At 62.6% G+C, this 14,534-nt stretch carries 17 protein-coding genes and 1 tRNA gene; 9 read left to right on the forward strand and 9 right to left on the reverse strand.

What is annotated here, in order from left to right:
* Window positions 1–60: 60 nt before the first annotated feature.
* On the reverse strand, window positions 61–2,481 hold the full coding sequence (locus N5B55_RS10105) for a RelA/SpoT family protein (protein WP_037028479.1): 2,421 nt from the start codon (window positions 2,479–2,481) through the stop codon (window positions 61–63).
* On the opposite strand from N5B55_RS10105, the gene N5B55_RS10110 reads away from it, so the two are divergent.
* Complete coding sequence (locus tag N5B55_RS10110; protein ID WP_012762357.1) at window positions 2,480–2,698, forward strand: hypothetical protein; 219 nt, start codon at window positions 2,480–2,482, stop codon at window positions 2,696–2,698. The genes N5B55_RS10105 and N5B55_RS10110 overlap by 2 nt on opposite strands.
* Before the next feature lie 47 nt (window positions 2,699–2,745).
* On the opposite strand, the gene rpoZ is transcribed toward N5B55_RS10110, so the two are convergent.
* The 3 genes from rpoZ to N5B55_RS10125 form a co-directional block, all read right to left on the reverse strand.
* Window positions 2,746–2,949, reverse strand: coding sequence for a DNA-directed RNA polymerase subunit omega (gene rpoZ / locus N5B55_RS10115; RefSeq protein WP_004630929.1), 204 nt, complete (start codon window positions 2,947–2,949; stop codon window positions 2,746–2,748).
* A 136-nt stretch (window positions 2,950–3,085) separates the two neighbouring features.
* The gene (gmk, locus tag N5B55_RS10120; RefSeq protein ID WP_304538065.1) at window positions 3,086–3,751 is read right to left on the reverse strand and encodes a guanylate kinase; all 666 of its coding nucleotides are present in this window, start codon (window positions 3,749–3,751) and stop codon (window positions 3,086–3,088) included.
* 22 nt (window positions 3,752–3,773) lie between these two features.
* The gene (locus N5B55_RS10125) at window positions 3,774–4,709 is read right to left on the reverse strand and encodes a YicC/YloC family endoribonuclease (RefSeq protein WP_037028476.1); all 936 of its coding nucleotides are present in this window, start codon (window positions 4,707–4,709) and stop codon (window positions 3,774–3,776) included.
* Between the two features lie 150 nt (window positions 4,710–4,859).
* On the opposite strand from N5B55_RS10125, the gene N5B55_RS10130 reads away from it, so the two are divergent.
* The 7 genes from N5B55_RS10130 to N5B55_RS10160 all read left to right on the forward strand — a co-directional run bounded on the left by N5B55_RS10130 (window position 4,860) and on the right by N5B55_RS10160 (window position 11,164).
* Window positions 4,860–5,885, forward strand: coding sequence for a serine/threonine-protein kinase (locus N5B55_RS10130; protein ID WP_012762360.1), 1,026 nt, complete (start codon window positions 4,860–4,862; stop codon window positions 5,883–5,885).
* 105 nt (window positions 5,886–5,990) lie between these two features.
* A complete protein-coding gene (locus N5B55_RS10135; RefSeq protein ID WP_012762361.1) occupies window positions 5,991–6,905 on the forward strand; it encodes a PP2C family protein-serine/threonine phosphatase in 915 nt (304 codons plus the stop codon).
* Window positions 6,906–6,999: 94 nt separating this feature from the next.
* Window positions 7,000–7,716: a ribonuclease PH gene (gene rph / locus N5B55_RS10140; RefSeq protein WP_012762362.1), complete on the forward strand. Its 717-nt coding sequence runs from the start codon at window positions 7,000–7,002 to the stop codon at window positions 7,714–7,716.
* An 11-nt stretch (window positions 7,717–7,727) separates the two neighbouring features.
* Complete coding sequence (gene rdgB, locus N5B55_RS10145) at window positions 7,728–8,333, forward strand: RdgB/HAM1 family non-canonical purine NTP pyrophosphatase (protein WP_304538066.1); 606 nt, start codon at window positions 7,728–7,730, stop codon at window positions 8,331–8,333.
* A gap of 7 nt (window positions 8,334–8,340) precedes the next feature.
* Window positions 8,341–9,609 carry a radical SAM family heme chaperone HemW gene (gene hemW, locus N5B55_RS10150; protein WP_304538067.1) on the forward strand — a complete coding sequence of 423 codons (1,269 nt, stop codon included), beginning with the start codon at window positions 8,341–8,343 and terminating at the stop codon, window positions 9,607–9,609.
* A gap of 74 nt (window positions 9,610–9,683) precedes the next feature.
* A tRNA-Ser gene (locus tag N5B55_RS10155) sits at window positions 9,684–9,773 on the forward strand.
* Window positions 9,774–9,922: 149 nt separating this feature from the next.
* On the forward strand, window positions 9,923–11,164 hold the full coding sequence (locus N5B55_RS10160) for a tyrosine-type recombinase/integrase (protein ID WP_304538068.1): 1,242 nt from the start codon (window positions 9,923–9,925) through the stop codon (window positions 11,162–11,164).
* A gap of 7 nt (window positions 11,165–11,171) precedes the next feature.
* Here N5B55_RS10160 and N5B55_RS10165 read toward each other — a convergent pair whose 3' ends face one another.
* From N5B55_RS10165 to N5B55_RS10180, 4 genes are read right to left on the reverse strand one after another with little or no spacing between them, the layout of a single operon-like run.
* Window positions 11,172–11,654 (reverse strand): DUF2514 family protein, encoded by a 483-nt coding sequence (locus tag N5B55_RS10165; RefSeq protein ID WP_369812432.1) that lies wholly within the window; start codon window positions 11,652–11,654, stop codon window positions 11,172–11,174.
* A 47-nt stretch (window positions 11,655–11,701) separates the two neighbouring features.
* A complete protein-coding gene (locus N5B55_RS10170) occupies window positions 11,702–12,187 on the reverse strand; it encodes a lysozyme (protein WP_304538070.1) in 486 nt (161 codons plus the stop codon).
* Entirely contained in the window at window positions 12,162–12,389 is a 228-nt protein-coding gene (locus N5B55_RS10175; protein WP_304538071.1) for a DUF7940 domain-containing protein, read from the reverse strand. The genes N5B55_RS10170 and N5B55_RS10175 overlap by 26 nt, the downstream gene beginning before the upstream one ends.
* Window positions 12,386–12,757, reverse strand: coding sequence for a DUF1515 family protein (locus N5B55_RS10180; protein WP_304538072.1), 372 nt, complete (start codon window positions 12,755–12,757; stop codon window positions 12,386–12,388). Before N5B55_RS10180 ends, N5B55_RS10175 begins: the two co-directional genes overlap by 4 nt.
* Window positions 12,758–13,134: 377 nt before the next feature.
* Here N5B55_RS10180 and N5B55_RS10185 point away from each other — a divergent pair, with 377 nt between their 5' ends.
* A complete protein-coding gene (locus N5B55_RS10185) occupies window positions 13,135–14,346 on the forward strand; it encodes a TylF/MycF/NovP-related O-methyltransferase (protein WP_304538073.1) in 1,212 nt (403 codons plus the stop codon).
* 5 nt (window positions 14,347–14,351) lie between these two features.
* Here N5B55_RS10185 and N5B55_RS10190 read toward each other — a convergent pair whose 3' ends face one another.
* On the reverse strand, window positions 14,352–14,534 hold the full coding sequence (locus N5B55_RS10190) for a hypothetical protein (protein ID WP_304538074.1): 183 nt from the start codon (window positions 14,532–14,534) through the stop codon (window positions 14,352–14,354).

Here is a 14,534-nt window from a genome sequence, read left to right on the forward strand (position 1 = left end):
GGGCCACAAACAAAAAAGGCGAAGCCCTCTGGCCTCGCCCTTCTTTTTTTGCGTGGAGAATCAATCTCCACCGCGATCTCGCGCAATGCGAATCACATCCGGGTTCCGTCGCAGCGCGCGCATCACATCGGCCAGGTGCACGCGGTCGTGCACCTGGATCAGGAACGTCATGTACGTCGCTTCCTGATAGCCCTCCTGCTCCATCGATACGTGTGCCACGTTGGCATCGGCCGACGTCAAGTCGGCGGCCACGCGCGCCAGGATGCCCTTCGTATTGCGCACCAGCACCTTGATCGACACGTCGAACGCGCGCGTCGTGTGCTCTGCCCACATGACATCGATCCAGTGCTCCGGATCCTTGCCATGCAGGCGCTTGGCCACGCGGCATTCCTGCACGTGGATCTGCAAGCCTTCCCCCTTGCCGATATAGCCGACGATCGGGTCGCCGGGAATCGGGCGGCAGCAGGGCGAGAACACCATCGCCATGCCTTCGTCGCCACTCACGGTGACGGCAGGCGCCTCGTCCCCCGCGAAGGTGTGTACGGCCGCCATCAAAGCTTCATCGCCCTCGTGCCCGCCTTCCTGCAAGAGAATTTCCAGGCGGCGCGCGACCACCGCGGCCACGCGGCGGCCGAGTGCCAGATCCGCAAACACGTCTTCGCGCGCCTTGTTGCCCGTCCACTGCACGACGCGCTCCCACACCTGGGCGGATACGGCCTTCATGTCGATGCCGATCTGGCGCAGCGCCTGTTCGAGCAAACGCTCGCCCAGTTGAATCGCCTCGTCCAGCTTGGCCGTCTTGAGAAAATGCCGGATCGCGGCGCGCGCCTTGCCCGTCCGCACAAACGTAAGCCATGCCGGGTTCGGCTTCGAATACGGCGCCGTCACCACCTCGACGATGTCGCCGTTCTTCAGCTCCGTGCGCAGCGGCAGCAGCTCGTTGTTGATCTTGACGGCCACGCACTGGTTGCCAAGGTCACTGTGCACCGCGTAGGCGAAGTCCAGCGCCGTCGCACCGCGCGGCAGTGCACGGATCTCGCCCTTGGGCGTAAACACGTAAACCGCATCCGGGAACAGGTCGATCTTGACGTGCTCCAGAAACTCTTGCGAATCCCCCGTCTGGCTTTGAATGTCGAGCAGAGATTGCAACCACTGATGCGCTTGTTGCTGAGCCCGATCGGGCTCGTCGTGGTGCTGCTTGTACATCCAGTGCGCAGCCACGCCGGCTTCCGCAATCTGGTTCATCTCGCGCGTGCGGATCTGGAACTCTACCGGCGTACCGAACGGGCCCACCAGCGTCGTGTGCAACGACTGATAACCGTTGATCTTGGGGATCGCTATGTAATCCTTGAACTTGCCGGGCATCGGCTTGTACAGGCTGTGCAGCGCACCCATCGTCATGTAGCACTGCATCTGCGTGTCGACCACCACGCGGAATCCATACACGTCCAGCACCTGCGAAAACGACAACTGCTTGTCGTGCATCTTGCGGTAGATGCTGTACAGCGTTTTTTCGCGGCCAGTCATCTCGGCCGGAATGCCCGCATCGGTCAGCGCACGCTGAGCCGTTTCGAGAATGCGGCTCACGACTTCGCGTCGATTGCCGCGCGCGGCCTTCACCGCTTTCTCGAGCGTGGCATACCGGAACGGCGAACCGATACGGAAACTCAGTTCCTGCAACTCCCGATACGTCGTATTCAGGCCGAGGCGGTGCGCGATCGGCGCGTAAATCTCCATCGTCTCGCCGGCAATGCGGCGCCGCTTCTCCGGCGGCACGTGGTCGAGCGTGCGCATGTTGTGCGTACGATCGGCCAACTTGACGAGAATCACGCGCACATCGCGCGCCATCGCGAGCAGCATCTTGCGGAAGCTCTCGGCTTGCGCCTGCTCCCGGCTCTGGAATTCGAGCTTGTCCAACTTGGTCAGGCCGTCGACCAGTTCTGCGACCTTCGGGCCGAACTTCTCGGCCAGCTCGCTTTTGGTCACGCCCTGGTCTTCGATCACGTCGTGCAGCAGCGCCGCCATGATCGATTGCACATCCAGCTTCCAGCCCGCGCAGATCTCTGCCACGGCCACGGGATGCGTGATGTAAGGCTCGCCACTCTGGCGGTACTGCCCGAGGTGCGCCTCGTCTGAAAAGTGGAACGCTTCCTTTACCAGCTTGAGGTCGGCCGGTTTCAGGTAAGACAGCTTTTCGGTCAACCCCGAAATGGAGACGACCTGCTGGCGCGGCGGGGCCGCGGGCTGCGAGGTCGGGCCGAACAGATGCCGATAGGTCTGTTCCAGTACCGCATCGATGAATAACGTGTCGCCGCCTTCTGGCTTGGCTGCCTGCGCAGGCACGTCGGCACTTGCAGCCTTATGCGACTTGGGCGGCAGAGCTGCCCGCTCACCCACCAAGTCCGCACCGCGCGGATCAGGCAAGTTCGGCGCGCCGGTGCGAGGCGACGCGGGGCCGGAGCCGGAAGCGGATGACGGCATGGACACGATGGAAGCGGTGGAAGACCCGGAAGAGACCGTGGAAGCGCCCGGCTCAGGACCGGACGACCTCGCGGACGATTCCACCGACGGCACGTTGTGTTCGTGCGTGGCGGAATGTTGGGTCCTGGGCGAAGAAGAAGCGGGCGAGGTAGGCATGCCGGGGTCTAGTGCGTTCGCGGCTTTCACATCCACGAAAGATCGCAGGAACGATCAGTGACCGGGGCAGCGTACCACGCCAGGTAATGCCAAGTAACGCGCGTCAGCTCAGGACGGAACCTTCTTGAGCATTTCGATACCGACTTGGCCCGATGCGATTTCGCGCAATGCGGTCACGGTCGGCTTGTCCTTGGCATCGACCTTGGGCGTGTGGCCCTGCACCAACTGACGGGCGCGGTACGTTGCGGCCAATGCCAGTTCGAAGCGATTCGGAATCTGTTTCAAGCAATCTTCGACGGTAATACGCGCCATGAAAACTCCACCTTGAGGCAAATCTTGTTGATCTCGATATTTTAGCAGCAGCGCAGCACTCCCTTCCGACTGCACTTGGGCACAGGCGCTACCACACTTTCGCAACCGCGCTGAAAAGCGCGATTGCGCTGCTTGCTCAGTGAATGCCCAGCTCGACAAACAGCTCACCGTGGCGCGCCTTCTGGGCACCGAAGCGCAGGCGCGTTGCCTGCACCACCGTGCGCAGCTCGGCCAATGCCGTGTCGAACACTTCGTTGATGATCACGTAGTCGGCCTCGGGCGCGTGCGCCATCTCGGAGCCCGCTGAGAGCAGGCGGCGCACGATCACGTTCGGCTCGTCCTGGCCGCGCTTCTTCAGACGATCCTCCAGCGCCGTGAGCGACGGCGGCAGGATGAAGATCTCTACGGCATTGGCGAAACGGCGATGCACCTGCTGCGCGCCCTGCCAGTCGATTTCAAGCAGCACGTCGGTGCCGGCGCGCATCTGTTCTTCGATCCACACGCGCGAAGTGGCGTAGTAGTTGCCGTGCACCTCTGCCCATTCGAGAAACTCGCCGCGATCACGGCAAGCCTTGAACTCCTCGACGGTCATGAAGTTGTACTCGCGGCCGTGCTGCTCGCCCGGACGCGGCTTGCGCGTGGTGGCCGAAACCGACAGGCGAATCGACGAATCGTGCGCCAGCAGCGCATTCACCAGCGTCGACTTACCGGCGCCCGACGGTGCGACGACCATGAACAGGCTGCCCGGAAAGTGATTCTCGATGGGCGTATCGACGGCAGAGTGCGCTTGAGAGGATGGCATGTTCTAGTTCTAGCGTTTCAAGTTATTCGAGATTCTGTACCTGCTCGCGCATCTGCTCGATGAGCAGCTTGAGTTCCATCGATGCATCGGCCAGCTCCTTGGCGGCGGCCTTCGAGCCGAGCGTATTCGCCTCGCGGTTCAGCTCCTGCATCATGAAGTCCAGGCGTTTGCCGATCTGGCCGCCCTTCTCCAGGATGTGGCGCGTTTCGCGCAGATGCGCCTGGAGGCGCGAGAGCTCTTCGGCGATGTCGATGCGGATGCCGTAGACGGTGGCTTCCTGGCGGATGCGCTCCGACAGCTCGTCGCGCGTCAGTGCCGGAGTGCCGTCGGGCGCAGCCAAGCCAAAGGCCTCGCGCAGGCGTTCGGTCAGCTTGTCCTGATGCTGCTGGATCAGCTCCGGCACCATCGGCGTCAGTTTGTCGACAATAGCCAGCATCGCGTCAGCGCGGTCCAGCAACACGGCCTTCAGGGCATCACCTTCGCGACGGCGCGACTCCAGAAGTTGCTTGAGCGCCTCTTTGGCAGCCTCGATCACGGCGTCGCGCAGCGTGTCTTGTGTCAGTTGCGGCTCGGCCAGCACGCCGGGCCAGCGCAGGATTTCGCCCATGCGCAGCGAACCCGATGCCGGCAAGTAGCGCGTGACCGCCTGCTCCAGCTTCGCCAGTTGTTGCAGCAGTTCCACATTGAGCGCCGCGACATCGCTGGCGGCTTCCTGGCGTTGCAGGTTGATCCGGCATTCCAGCTTGCCGCGCGAAAGCGCGCTCATCAGCATTTCGCGCAGGGCCGGCTCGAAGGCGCGGCACTCTTCCGGAGCGCGGAAGAGCAGATCGAGGAAGCGCGAGTTGACGGTGCGGAATTCGACCGAGACGGTGGCGACGCTGCCGCTGGGGGCGCCATGGGCATCGGTAAAGGCTGCCTGGCGTGTGGCGACGCCGTAGCCGGTCATGCTGTGGATCATGGAATCGTGGTGTGTTGTTCTTGGTCGAATCGGAAAATCCGGCGGCGGTATTTAACGCCCGGAATTGGCGGGGAATCCCCCACCTTTTGTCGCTTTACAACGTGTGGACTGGTCAGGGAGAATCCGACAGCCATTTCGCCACACAAACCCATGACAGAGTCAAAAGGCTCAGGACAGCCACGCAGTGCCCCGTTGCCGGTGGGCACCTTGCTGTCCAATTATCGTATTGTAAAGAAGTTGGCCAGCGGGGGGTTCAGCTTCGTCTATCTTGCGACCGACGAGCATGGGACGCCGGTGGCTGTGAAGGAATATCTGCCGTCTTCGCTGGCCCGTCGTGCGCCCGGCGAATTGATTCCCGTCGTGCCTGAAGAAAGCGCGAGCGCGTTCCGCCTCGGGCTCAAATACTTCTTTGAAGAAGGCCGGTCGCTGGCCAAGATTTCTCACCCTGCCATCGTGCGCGTGCTCAATTTCTTCCGGGAAAACGGCACCGTCTACATGGTGATGACGTACGAGCAGGGTAAAACGCTGCAAGAGCACATCCTCACAGCGCGCCAGCAAGGCAAGCTGAAGATGCTGCGCGAGCGCTTCATCCGCCAGGTGTTCCACGACCTGATGAGCGGGCTGCGCGAGGTCCACATCCACAAGTTGCTGCACCTCGACATCAAGCCCGGCAACATTTACCTGCGCGAAGATTTCTCGCCGATCCTGCTCGACTTCGGTGCCGCACGGCAGACGCTCACTGCCGAGGCCTCGCGCTTCCAGCCGATGTACACGCCGGGCTTTGCCGCGCCGGAGCTGTACCGCAAGCACAACGAGCTGGGACCGTGGACGGACATCTACAGCATCGGCGCCACGATCTATGCCTGCATGGCCGGCACGCCGCCGCAGGAAGCCACGCAGCGCGAGAAAGACGACAAGCTGGAAGAAGGCCTGGAGCGTCTGCGCAAGGTCTATACAGCCAGCCTCATCGATCTGGTCGGCTGGTGTCTGAAGATGAAGCCCGAAGAGCGCCCCCAGAGCGTGTTCCGTCTGCAAAAGGTGCTGCGCGAAGAAAGCAACGCGCTGACCGAATTGCAGGCACTGACGGCGGTCACACAGGGTGGGCCGGTGTCAGAGGAAAAAGAGGCGTTGACGACGCGTTTCATGAGCCGTCTGTTGCGCCGCCGGGACAGTTGAGCACCCGATCGCCGCTGACAGGCGGAGTATGATTCCGAAATGGTGCAACACTGGGCGGGACTTGCCGCTGCACCGCCTCCCTCACCGAATTTTCATCTAGCCGCAATGCGATTCTCGGTTTATCAAGAAAGCAAAAAAGGCGCGCGACGCGTCAACCAGGACCGCATGGGCTACTGCTTCACGCGTGACGCCATGCTGATGGTGCTGTGCGACGGCCTGGGCGGGCATTCCCTGGGCGAAGTTGCGGCCCAGCAGGCGCTGCAGACCATGGCGCGCCAGTTCCAGCGCCACGCGCGTCCGTCGATTCGGAATCCGCGGGATTTCCTGCACGAGAGCATCATGCTCGCGCACCGCGACATCCATCGCTATGCCGAGACGAACGGCCTGCCCGATGCGCCCCGCACGACCATCGTCTGCGCGCTGGCCCAGCGGGGCTCGCTGCACTGGGCGCACGCTGGGGATTCGCGAATGTACCTGATGCGCAAGGGCGAACTGGTGACGCGCACGCGCGATCACTCCAAGATCGAGAACCTGCTGCAGCAAGACCGTGTGCTGCCGATGCAGGTCGCGCATCACCCCGAGCGCAACAAGATCTACAACTGCCTCGGCTCGCCCAATCTGCCGTTGATCGACATCGGCGGGCCCGTCAATCTGGAGCCGGGCGACGTTGCCATGCTGTGCTCCGACGGGCTGTGGGGCAGCGTGCAGGAGGACGAACTCATCGATACCTGCACCAGCTTCTCAGTCACGCAGGCGATTCCCGAACTGATTGCCCGCGCCCTGCGCAATGCCGGTGACACCGCCGATAACACCACCGCCATCGCCATGATGTGGGAGCTGGACGCGGTGACCACCACGCAGGATTCGGTGCAGACCGATACCCTTCCCCTGAACGCGTTCACCACGTCCATCCTGGACGCGCCGCAAAGCGAATCGGGGCTGATGTCGGAAGAGGAAATCGAGCGCTCCATCGCTGAAATCCGTGCCGCCATCGACAAGACCAGCAATCTGACGCGCTAAACGCCGTTGCACCGCCCTCCTCCGGCCCGCCCTGCCAAGCGCAGCGCGGGCCGGTATCATGTCGGGCTATCCGTTTTCTTCAGCGAGACCCCACATGCGACCCAGCGGCCGCCAGCCCGACCAACTCCGCCCCGTCACCCTTACCCGCAACTTCACGCGCCACGCCGAAGGCTCGGTACTGGTGTGCTTTGGCGACACGCAAGTGCTCTGCACGGCCAGCGTGCTGCCCAAGGTGCCGCCGCACAAGAAGGGCAGCGGCGAGGGCTGGGTGACGGCCGAGTACGGCATGCTGCCGCGCTCGACGCACACGCGCTCCGACCGCGAGGCCGCACGCGGCAAGCAGACGGGCCGCACGCAGGAGATCCAGCGCCTGATCGGCCGCGCGATGCGCTCGGTGTTCGATCTGCGCGCGCTGGGCGAGCACACGCTGCATCTCGACTGCGACGTGCTGCAGGCCGACGGCGGCACACGCACCGCCAGCATTACCGGCGCGTTCGTCGCGGCCTATGACGCAGTCTCTGTCATGCGCGAAAAGGGCCAGCTGGTGGGCAACCCGATCCGCGATTTCGTGGCTGCCGTGTCGGTGGGCGTGGTCGACGGCGTACCGGTGCTCGACCTCGACTACCCCGAAGACTCGGCGTGCGATACCGACATGAACGTCGTCATGACGGGCAGCGGTGGCTTTGTGGAAGTCCAAGGCACTGCAGAAGGCACGCCGTTCTCACGCGCCGAAATGGACGCGCTGCTGGGGCTCGCCGACCAAGGCATCCGCACGCTGATCGGCCTGCAGAAGCAGGCGCTGGGCCTCTGATCGATACGGCCATGCGCAAGATCGTTCTCGCATCGAACAACGCCGGCAAGCTGGCAGAATTCAACGCGCTGCTGGGCACCCTCGGGTTCGACGTGACGCCGCAAGGCGCGCTCGGCATTCCCGAGGCGGAGGAGCCCTATGCGACCTTCGTTGAAAACGCGCTCACCAAGGCACGCCATGCGAGCCGCGCGTCTGGCCTGCCCGCGCTGGCAGACGACTCCGGCATCTGCGTGCATGCGTTGGGCGGCGCGCCAGGCGTGTATTCCGCTCGCTATGCGCAACTTGCGGGCGCGCCCAAATCGGATGCTGCCAACAACGCCCGCCTCGTCCGCGAGCTGGCCGGCAAGGCCGATCGCGGAGCACACTATGTTTGCGTGCTCGTCTACGTGCGCCATGCCGATGACCCGCAGCCGATCATTGCCGAAGGCAACTGGTTTGGCGAGGTGATCGACACACCGCGCGGCGACGGCGGCTTCGGCTACGACCCACACTTCCTGCTGCCCAATCTCGGCAAGACCGCCGCCGAACTGACCAAGGCCGAGAAGAACAGCGTGAGCCATCGTGCACAAGCCCTCGCGCAGCTCGTCGAACGGCTGCGCACCTTTGAAAACGCCTGACGTTCCAATGATCCCGATTTACCCCGCCGGCGCAGCCAAGACGCCTACCGCGACTGCCGCTGAGACCGGTGACAAGGTCACCTCCGTCTTCCTGCAGCCGGGCAAGATCAACTTGCCCGCTTCGCCGCCGCTGTCCTTGTACGTGCACGTGCCGTGGTGCGTACGCAAGTGTCCGTACTGCGATTTCAACTCGCATGCGAAGCCGGAACAGGGCATCCCGGAAGAGCGCTTTCTGGCTGCCGTGCGGCAAGACCTGGAGGCCGCGCTGCCGATGGTGTGGGGCCGGCATGTGCACACGATCTTTATCGGGGGCGGCACGCCGAGCTTGTTGTCGGCGCAGGGGCTGGACCGCCTTCTCTCGGACATCCGCATGCTGCTGCCGGTCGACGCCGACGCCGAGATCACGATGGAGGCCAACCCCGGCACCTTCGAGGCCGAACGCTTCCGCAGCTATCGCGCCAGCGGCGTGAACCGCCTGTCGATCGGCATCCAGAGCTTCAACGATGGGCACCTGCAGGCGCTGGGCCGCATCCACAGCGCCGCTGAAGCGCGCGCCGCCATCGACATCGCCCGTGCGCACTTCGACAACATCAACCTCGACCTGATGTTCGCGCTGCCGGGCCAGACGCTTGTCGAATGCGAGGCCGACGTGGAGGCCGCGCTGTCGTTCGATACGAACCACGTGTCGCTGTACCACCTGACGCTGGAGCCGAACACGTACTTCGCCAAGTACCCGCCCGCGCTGCCGGATGACGACGCGGCGTTTGCAATGCAGGACTGGATCCACGCGCGGTTGGCGGCGGCAGGCTACGAGCACTACGAGGTATCGGCATACGCCAAGGCCGGCAAGCGCTGCAAGCACAATCTGAACTACTGGCAATTCGGCGATTACCTCGGCATCGGCCCCGGCGCGCACGGCAAGCTCAGCTTTCCGCACCGGATCATCCGGGAGATGCGGCACAAGCATCCGGACACGTACCTGCGCCAGGCCGAGTCTGCCGGCGGTGCGGCCGTCATGCAGGAGCAACGCGAAGTCGATGCCGCCGACCTGCCGTTCGAATTCATGCTCAATGCGCTGCGTCTGATCGACGGCTTCCCCGTCACGCTGTTCCAGGAACGCACGGGCCTGCCGCTGCGCTCGATCGAGCGGCAACTCGATGCCGCAGAGCAGCGCGGTTTGCTCACGCGCGACCATGTCGCCATCCGCCCGACCGAACTGGGGCAGCGGTTCCTCAACGATTTGCAGGAATTGTTCTTGGCGGACGACGAAAACTGACACTACCCGGTGCCAAGTTGCGCCAGGTACCGTTACAATGGCGGCCTTGCTCGCAACGAGCAGCGCAGTACGAAGGAAGCGTGGCCGAGTGGTTTAAGGCAGCAGTCTTGAAAACTGCCGATGGGGTGACCCATCCGTGAGTTCGAATCTCACCGCTTCCGCCACGGCTCATTCCGAGGCGTTCCGAGAAATTCCGTAATACCGTGCTAAACCCAAGCTGCGACGCGGTTTTGGGGGTATTTCTCTTCTTGCTGGTTCCATATCGCTCCGACACAATCCACCCATCGAACAGGGGTGAGAACAGGGGTAGGAAATGGCGACAAGGCAACTGCATCGGCTGACAGCGCTCAAGATCGGCAAGCTGGATGCCCCGGGGCACTACCCGGACGGCGGCAACCTCTACTTCCAGATTTCTGAAACAGGCTCGCGTTCTTGGATCTTCAAGTTCACGCTGCGCGGCAAGTCGCGCGAGATGGGCCTCGGCCCCCTTTCGTCGGTCTCGCTGGCCGCCGCACGTGTTGAGGCCGCGAAGTGCCGCGACCTGCTGCGGGAAGGCATTGATCCCATCGAGGCGCGGAAGGTCGAGCAGAATAAGCGCGCCCAGGAAGCCACGGGCCCGCGCTTGTTCAAGGCTGCGGCTACCGCCTACATTGCCCAGCACCGCGACGGCTGGAAGAACAAGAAGCACGCCCAGCAGTGGGAGAACTCGCTCACTACCTACGCCTACCCCATTTTGGGTGATCTCGACGTGCGCGACATCGACACCGCCCTGATCGTCCGCGTGCTGCAGCCGATTTGGATGGCAAAACGAGAGACCGCCTTCCGCCTGCGCGGCCGGCTTGAATGCATCCTCGATGCGGAAAAGGCCCTCGGCAACCGGGAAGGCGAGAACCCGGTGCGCTGGCGCGGCCACCTCGACAAGCTGCTGCCGAAGCAAAACCGCCGCAAGAAGATCAAGCACCATCCCGCCCTACCCTGGCAGGAAATTCCCGAGTTCATGAGCGCGCTGCGCGCCGTGGCGGATCCAACCGCCCGCATGTTGGAACACCTGATCCTGACAGCAGTGCGCACTCAAGAAGTCCTGTTTGCGCGCCCTGAAGAGTTTGCGATGGACTATCGCGTCTGGACGGTGCCGGGCGAGCGGATGAAGATGGAGCTGCCTCTCCGCGTGCCGATGGCTGACCGCCTGGTAGAACTGGTCACAGAGGCGATGAAGGGTGCTCGAGACGGCTGGCTCTACCCCGGCCGCAAGAAAGGAAAGCCATATTCGAACATGGCCATGCTCAAGGTGCTGGAACGCATGGGATATGGCCACATCACCGTGCACGGCTTCCGCTCGACCTTCCGGGACTGGGTGGCAGAGTGCACCGAATATGCCGATTCGCTTGCCGAGAAGGCCCTCGCCCACGCCATCCAGAACGAGAGCGAAGCGGCTTACCGCCGCGGCGACATGCTGGAGCGCCGCCGCAAGATGATGGCGGACTGGGCGCGCTTCTGCGCCGGCGAGACGGCTACGATCATCCCAATCGATCAGCCGCGCGCGGCGCAACGGTAGGATTGAATCATCGTTGCGCCGTCGTCAAGGCGTCGTAGTCACGCTCGCAGGCGAGCCCGGCGACCCTGAGTCGGTCGGCGTAGCCAGCCAACTCTCCCGAAGTTTTGTCAGACCGGCCGAGCACGTCGACGAGCACATCGAGGGGATCGGCACCAGACTGACCCGGGCCTGCGCCGGCAGCGGCGGGATGGCCGGATGCTCGGGCGGCGGCGACAAGTCGGGCGACTCGTGCGCGCAGGCTGTCAGCAGCAGCACCGGCAGCAACAGCATCAGCGGCAGCAGCCGCAGCTTGTTTCGTGGCTTCATTGGCAATCTCCGTTTGGGCATCGGCGCGGCGCTTTTCCTCGGCGCGCGTGGCCTGCACGTCGGCGAGCCGCTTCCGCTCCGCCTGATCCTTGGCCGCGTCGAACTGCTGCTGTACGTGGGCAGCGCCCGCGTCATAGCCTTGCTTGTAGACGTGGTGGTGCAGCGCCGTCAGGCCGAGCAGCACGCCTACGGCAATGGCGGCGATGCCGCCCCACTTGATCCAGTCGATCTTCACGCCTTGGCCCTCCCCTCGCACAACTCACGCTCTGCCTGGCGGCGGCGCACGAGACCGGGCAGCACCTGGCCGCCGGCCCGCACCCACTTCGACAGCTCTGCGCACGCTCCGCCCATGTCGCCCGCATTCGCCTTGCGCGCGAGCGTGCTGTTGCAGACCGCGCCTACGCCCACGTTGTAGGCCAGATCCACAAACGCGATCTTCTGGCCGGGGGTCAGTGGCGCCTTGATGCACGCCATGACGCCTTCAGCGTGGCGCGCCAGATCGCGATCAAGCTGCTCGCGGCACTCGGCCGGCGAATAGGTCTTGCCCCACTGCGCATCCTCGGTCGCGCCAGTGCAGTACGTCAGCACACCGATGGGGTCGCGGTAGGTGGTGAGCTTCGTCCCCTCGAACTTCGGCACGATGGCCAGTAGGCCGGCCGCCGCCGCGGTGCCGACGATGGCAGCGAGCGGCTTACTTGGGCGCTTGAGTGCGGGCACGTTTGGGCTCCTGCTTGATGAGACGGGCAAAGAATCCACCGGCAAAGACCACGGCAGTCAGGATCGCCAGATAGCGGGCAGGCAGCACGTCGCGGATCTGCTCATACATGACAGCGTAGGTGGTTGAGAGCGCCACGCCGGCCGCATTGATCTGCTGCGAGTAAAGCCGGTAGCACCGGCGCCATTCTTCGATCAGCGTCATTTCGCGCGCTCCTGGGCTACGCGCTCCAGCACGGCAACACGCCCGGCAAGATCGCGAAAGGTTCCATACTGCGATGCGGCCCAACCGATCACCCCGATGCATGCGAGCACACCTGCGCCGACCAGCTTCCACATCCGACTGTGCACATGCATCTGAGAATTCAGGTTTTCCACCGCCGTCTTGGTGGCGTCGCTCACGTCAAAGAGCCGGTTCGTCTTGCTGTCGAGCGTGTTCACGCGCTCCTGCAGGGAGACCACCATCACGATGCTTTGGCTGACCGAGGTCAACTGGCCCTTCATCTCCTTCAGGTCATCGATTGCGTTGCTGACGCGCTCGGTGAGCACCTGCACAGCGGCGTCGGTTGCCATCTCTTCACTCACTGGTTGCCCCCGGGGTTGATCGAGTTGTCGTCTTGCAATCGATGCTGGTCATGCACCGTATCAATGCCATTTCCACTGCTAAATTGGGAAATCCAAATTAATATTCAATATATTTAGCGCATTCAAAAATATCACGCGCATTCAAATTGATTTTGATTTTATAGCAGATGGAATTTAACTCGATGAAGAAATGCCGATTTTTTAATTCTCATCGCTCAGGCATTTCCGCAGCAACGTGCGCGCGGGATGACCGTAAAAACCTGAAAATCGGTCGCACACGTGGAAATTACGGGCAACATGGCGCGATGGGTTAGAATCCAACGCCCTCAGAGGTCACCCAGCTCCAGGAGAAAAAAGTGCTTCCCGTGCAGATCAACTCTCTTCTAAACAGCTACTACGCTGACAAGCGCGTTGAGCAGGCACTGCTGCCAGAAGTTGAGCCCGCGAAGGGCAAGGGCTGTCGATCCCTCTCCGCAGTTGATGCCCTCATCCTGCTGAGAGACCTGAAAGATCATCATGATGTCGCCGAGCTGATCGATTTCGTTCGCACGTGCAATTCACGGTTCAGAGCGATCCGGCGCGAGATGTCTTACCGGAATCCCAACCATGCGAACGACCACAAAGACGCGCAGTTCTCAGCCGGCTGGGCCGGTGCGGCACTGCTGCCTGTGGCGCTCGCGTTGTTCGCTATGAACCGGAGCGGTATATCTGGCGGGATGCTGGAGTGCGGGGTTTTTAAGGGTGGCTCGTCGGCATGCATGAGCCACGTGTGCGACTACCTGGGCATCAAGCTGCACGCCGCTGATTCGTTCGAAGGTCTGCCGCACGGGTCTCCTAACGGCTATTACGAAAAAGGGCAGTTTCTCGGTCGCTACGAAGAGGTTCGCAGCAACATCGAGCGCTTGGGAAAGCCTGATTCTGTTTCTTACATCAAGGGCTGGTTCAGCGACAGCCTAGTCGGCTTCTCCGATCCGCTTGCGTTGGTCTTTCTGGACACAGATCTGTTCGAATCATCAAGGGACGCGCTGAACGGCGCCATTGGCCATCTGTCCCCCGGCGGGATTATCGTCTCCGACGGTTTGTCGAGCCGGCGCGATTTTGTATCTGGCAAGCTGTTTCCCAGCTCCGACGAGTCGCGTGCGATTTTTGAGTGCCTGACCAGCAAAAGCATCCCGCAAAAGGCCACGACCACCGGTCAGGATTATCTCGGCATGATCGTTCCGCGCTGCGCCGAAGATGAATCACTCGCATACAGTGCGGCCTTCGCGAAAACCCTGTTTTCTCTCATTGGGAACGAGGGCACGACATACCCATACTATGCGTACCCGTCATGGAGCGACGAGGATGCCATCGCAGAGATGCTCGCAGACAGTGCGATGGCCGCCGTCGAGCTGCGTGAATCTGTAGGAGATCTACGTGAGGCGCTGAATGCCACCGAGCAATTGGTCGCCGATCGGGACGCGGCTCTCAAAAAGGCAGAAGCCATGATCCAAGATCGGGACCGTGTGATTGCCAGCCACCGCGCGTCATTCAAGAGCGGCGCACGGCGACTGATGGGTCGCTTGTTGAGGCGCTGAATACCTTACGGCTGCGCCGAAGGCGAAAACTTCTTGCCGTCGTACGTACAGCCTATCGAGACGAACACGTCGTCCGGGATCAGCACGGCCTGACTTCCTTCTGGTGGCTGCCATGTATCGGTTTCGCCGTCCCAAAGCACAATGTTCGTGACGGTCCCTTTCTCTACGATCGCGTAGGTATTTGCCAT

Origin of the sequence: Ralstonia pickettii, from assembly GCF_030582395.1 — a bacterium.
Classification (GTDB): domain Bacteria; phylum Pseudomonadota; class Gammaproteobacteria; order Burkholderiales; family Burkholderiaceae; genus Ralstonia; species Ralstonia pickettii_D.

Coding starts and splice junctions, on each gene's coding strand:
- N5B55_RS10110 (WP_012762357.1), top strand. CDS start 2,480: ATGGACACGATGGAAGCGGTGGAAGACCCGGAAGAGACCGTGGAAGCG.
- N5B55_RS10105 (WP_037028479.1), bottom strand. CDS start 2,481: ATGCCGTCATCCGCTTCCGGCTCCGGCCCCGCGTCGCCTCGCACCGGC.
- rpoZ (WP_004630929.1), bottom strand. CDS start 2,949: ATGGCGCGTATTACCGTCGAAGATTGCTTGAAACAGATTCCGAATCGC.
- gmk (WP_304538065.1), bottom strand. CDS start 3,751: ATGCCATCCTCTCAAGCGCACTCTGCCGTCGATACGCCCATCGAGAAT.
- N5B55_RS10125 (WP_037028476.1), bottom strand. CDS start 4,709: ATGATCCACAGCATGACCGGCTACGGCGTCGCCACACGCCAGGCAGCC.
- N5B55_RS10130 (WP_012762360.1), top strand. CDS start 4,860: ATGACAGAGTCAAAAGGCTCAGGACAGCCACGCAGTGCCCCGTTGCCG.
- N5B55_RS10135 (WP_012762361.1), top strand. CDS start 5,991: ATGCGATTCTCGGTTTATCAAGAAAGCAAAAAAGGCGCGCGACGCGTC.
- rph (WP_012762362.1), top strand. CDS start 7,000: ATGCGACCCAGCGGCCGCCAGCCCGACCAACTCCGCCCCGTCACCCTT.
- rdgB (WP_304538066.1), top strand. CDS start 7,728: ATGCGCAAGATCGTTCTCGCATCGAACAACGCCGGCAAGCTGGCAGAA.
- hemW (WP_304538067.1), top strand. CDS start 8,341: ATGATCCCGATTTACCCCGCCGGCGCAGCCAAGACGCCTACCGCGACT.
- N5B55_RS10160 (WP_304538068.1), top strand. CDS start 9,923: ATGGCGACAAGGCAACTGCATCGGCTGACAGCGCTCAAGATCGGCAAG.
- N5B55_RS10175 (WP_304538071.1), bottom strand. CDS start 12,389: ATGACGCTGATCGAAGAATGGCGCCGGTGCTACCGGCTTTACTCGCAG.
- N5B55_RS10180 (WP_304538072.1), bottom strand. CDS start 12,757: ATGGCAACCGACGCCGCTGTGCAGGTGCTCACCGAGCGCGTCAGCAAC.
- N5B55_RS10190 (WP_304538074.1), bottom strand. CDS start 14,534: ATGGCAAATACCTACGCGATCGTAGAGAAAGGGACCGTCACGAACATT.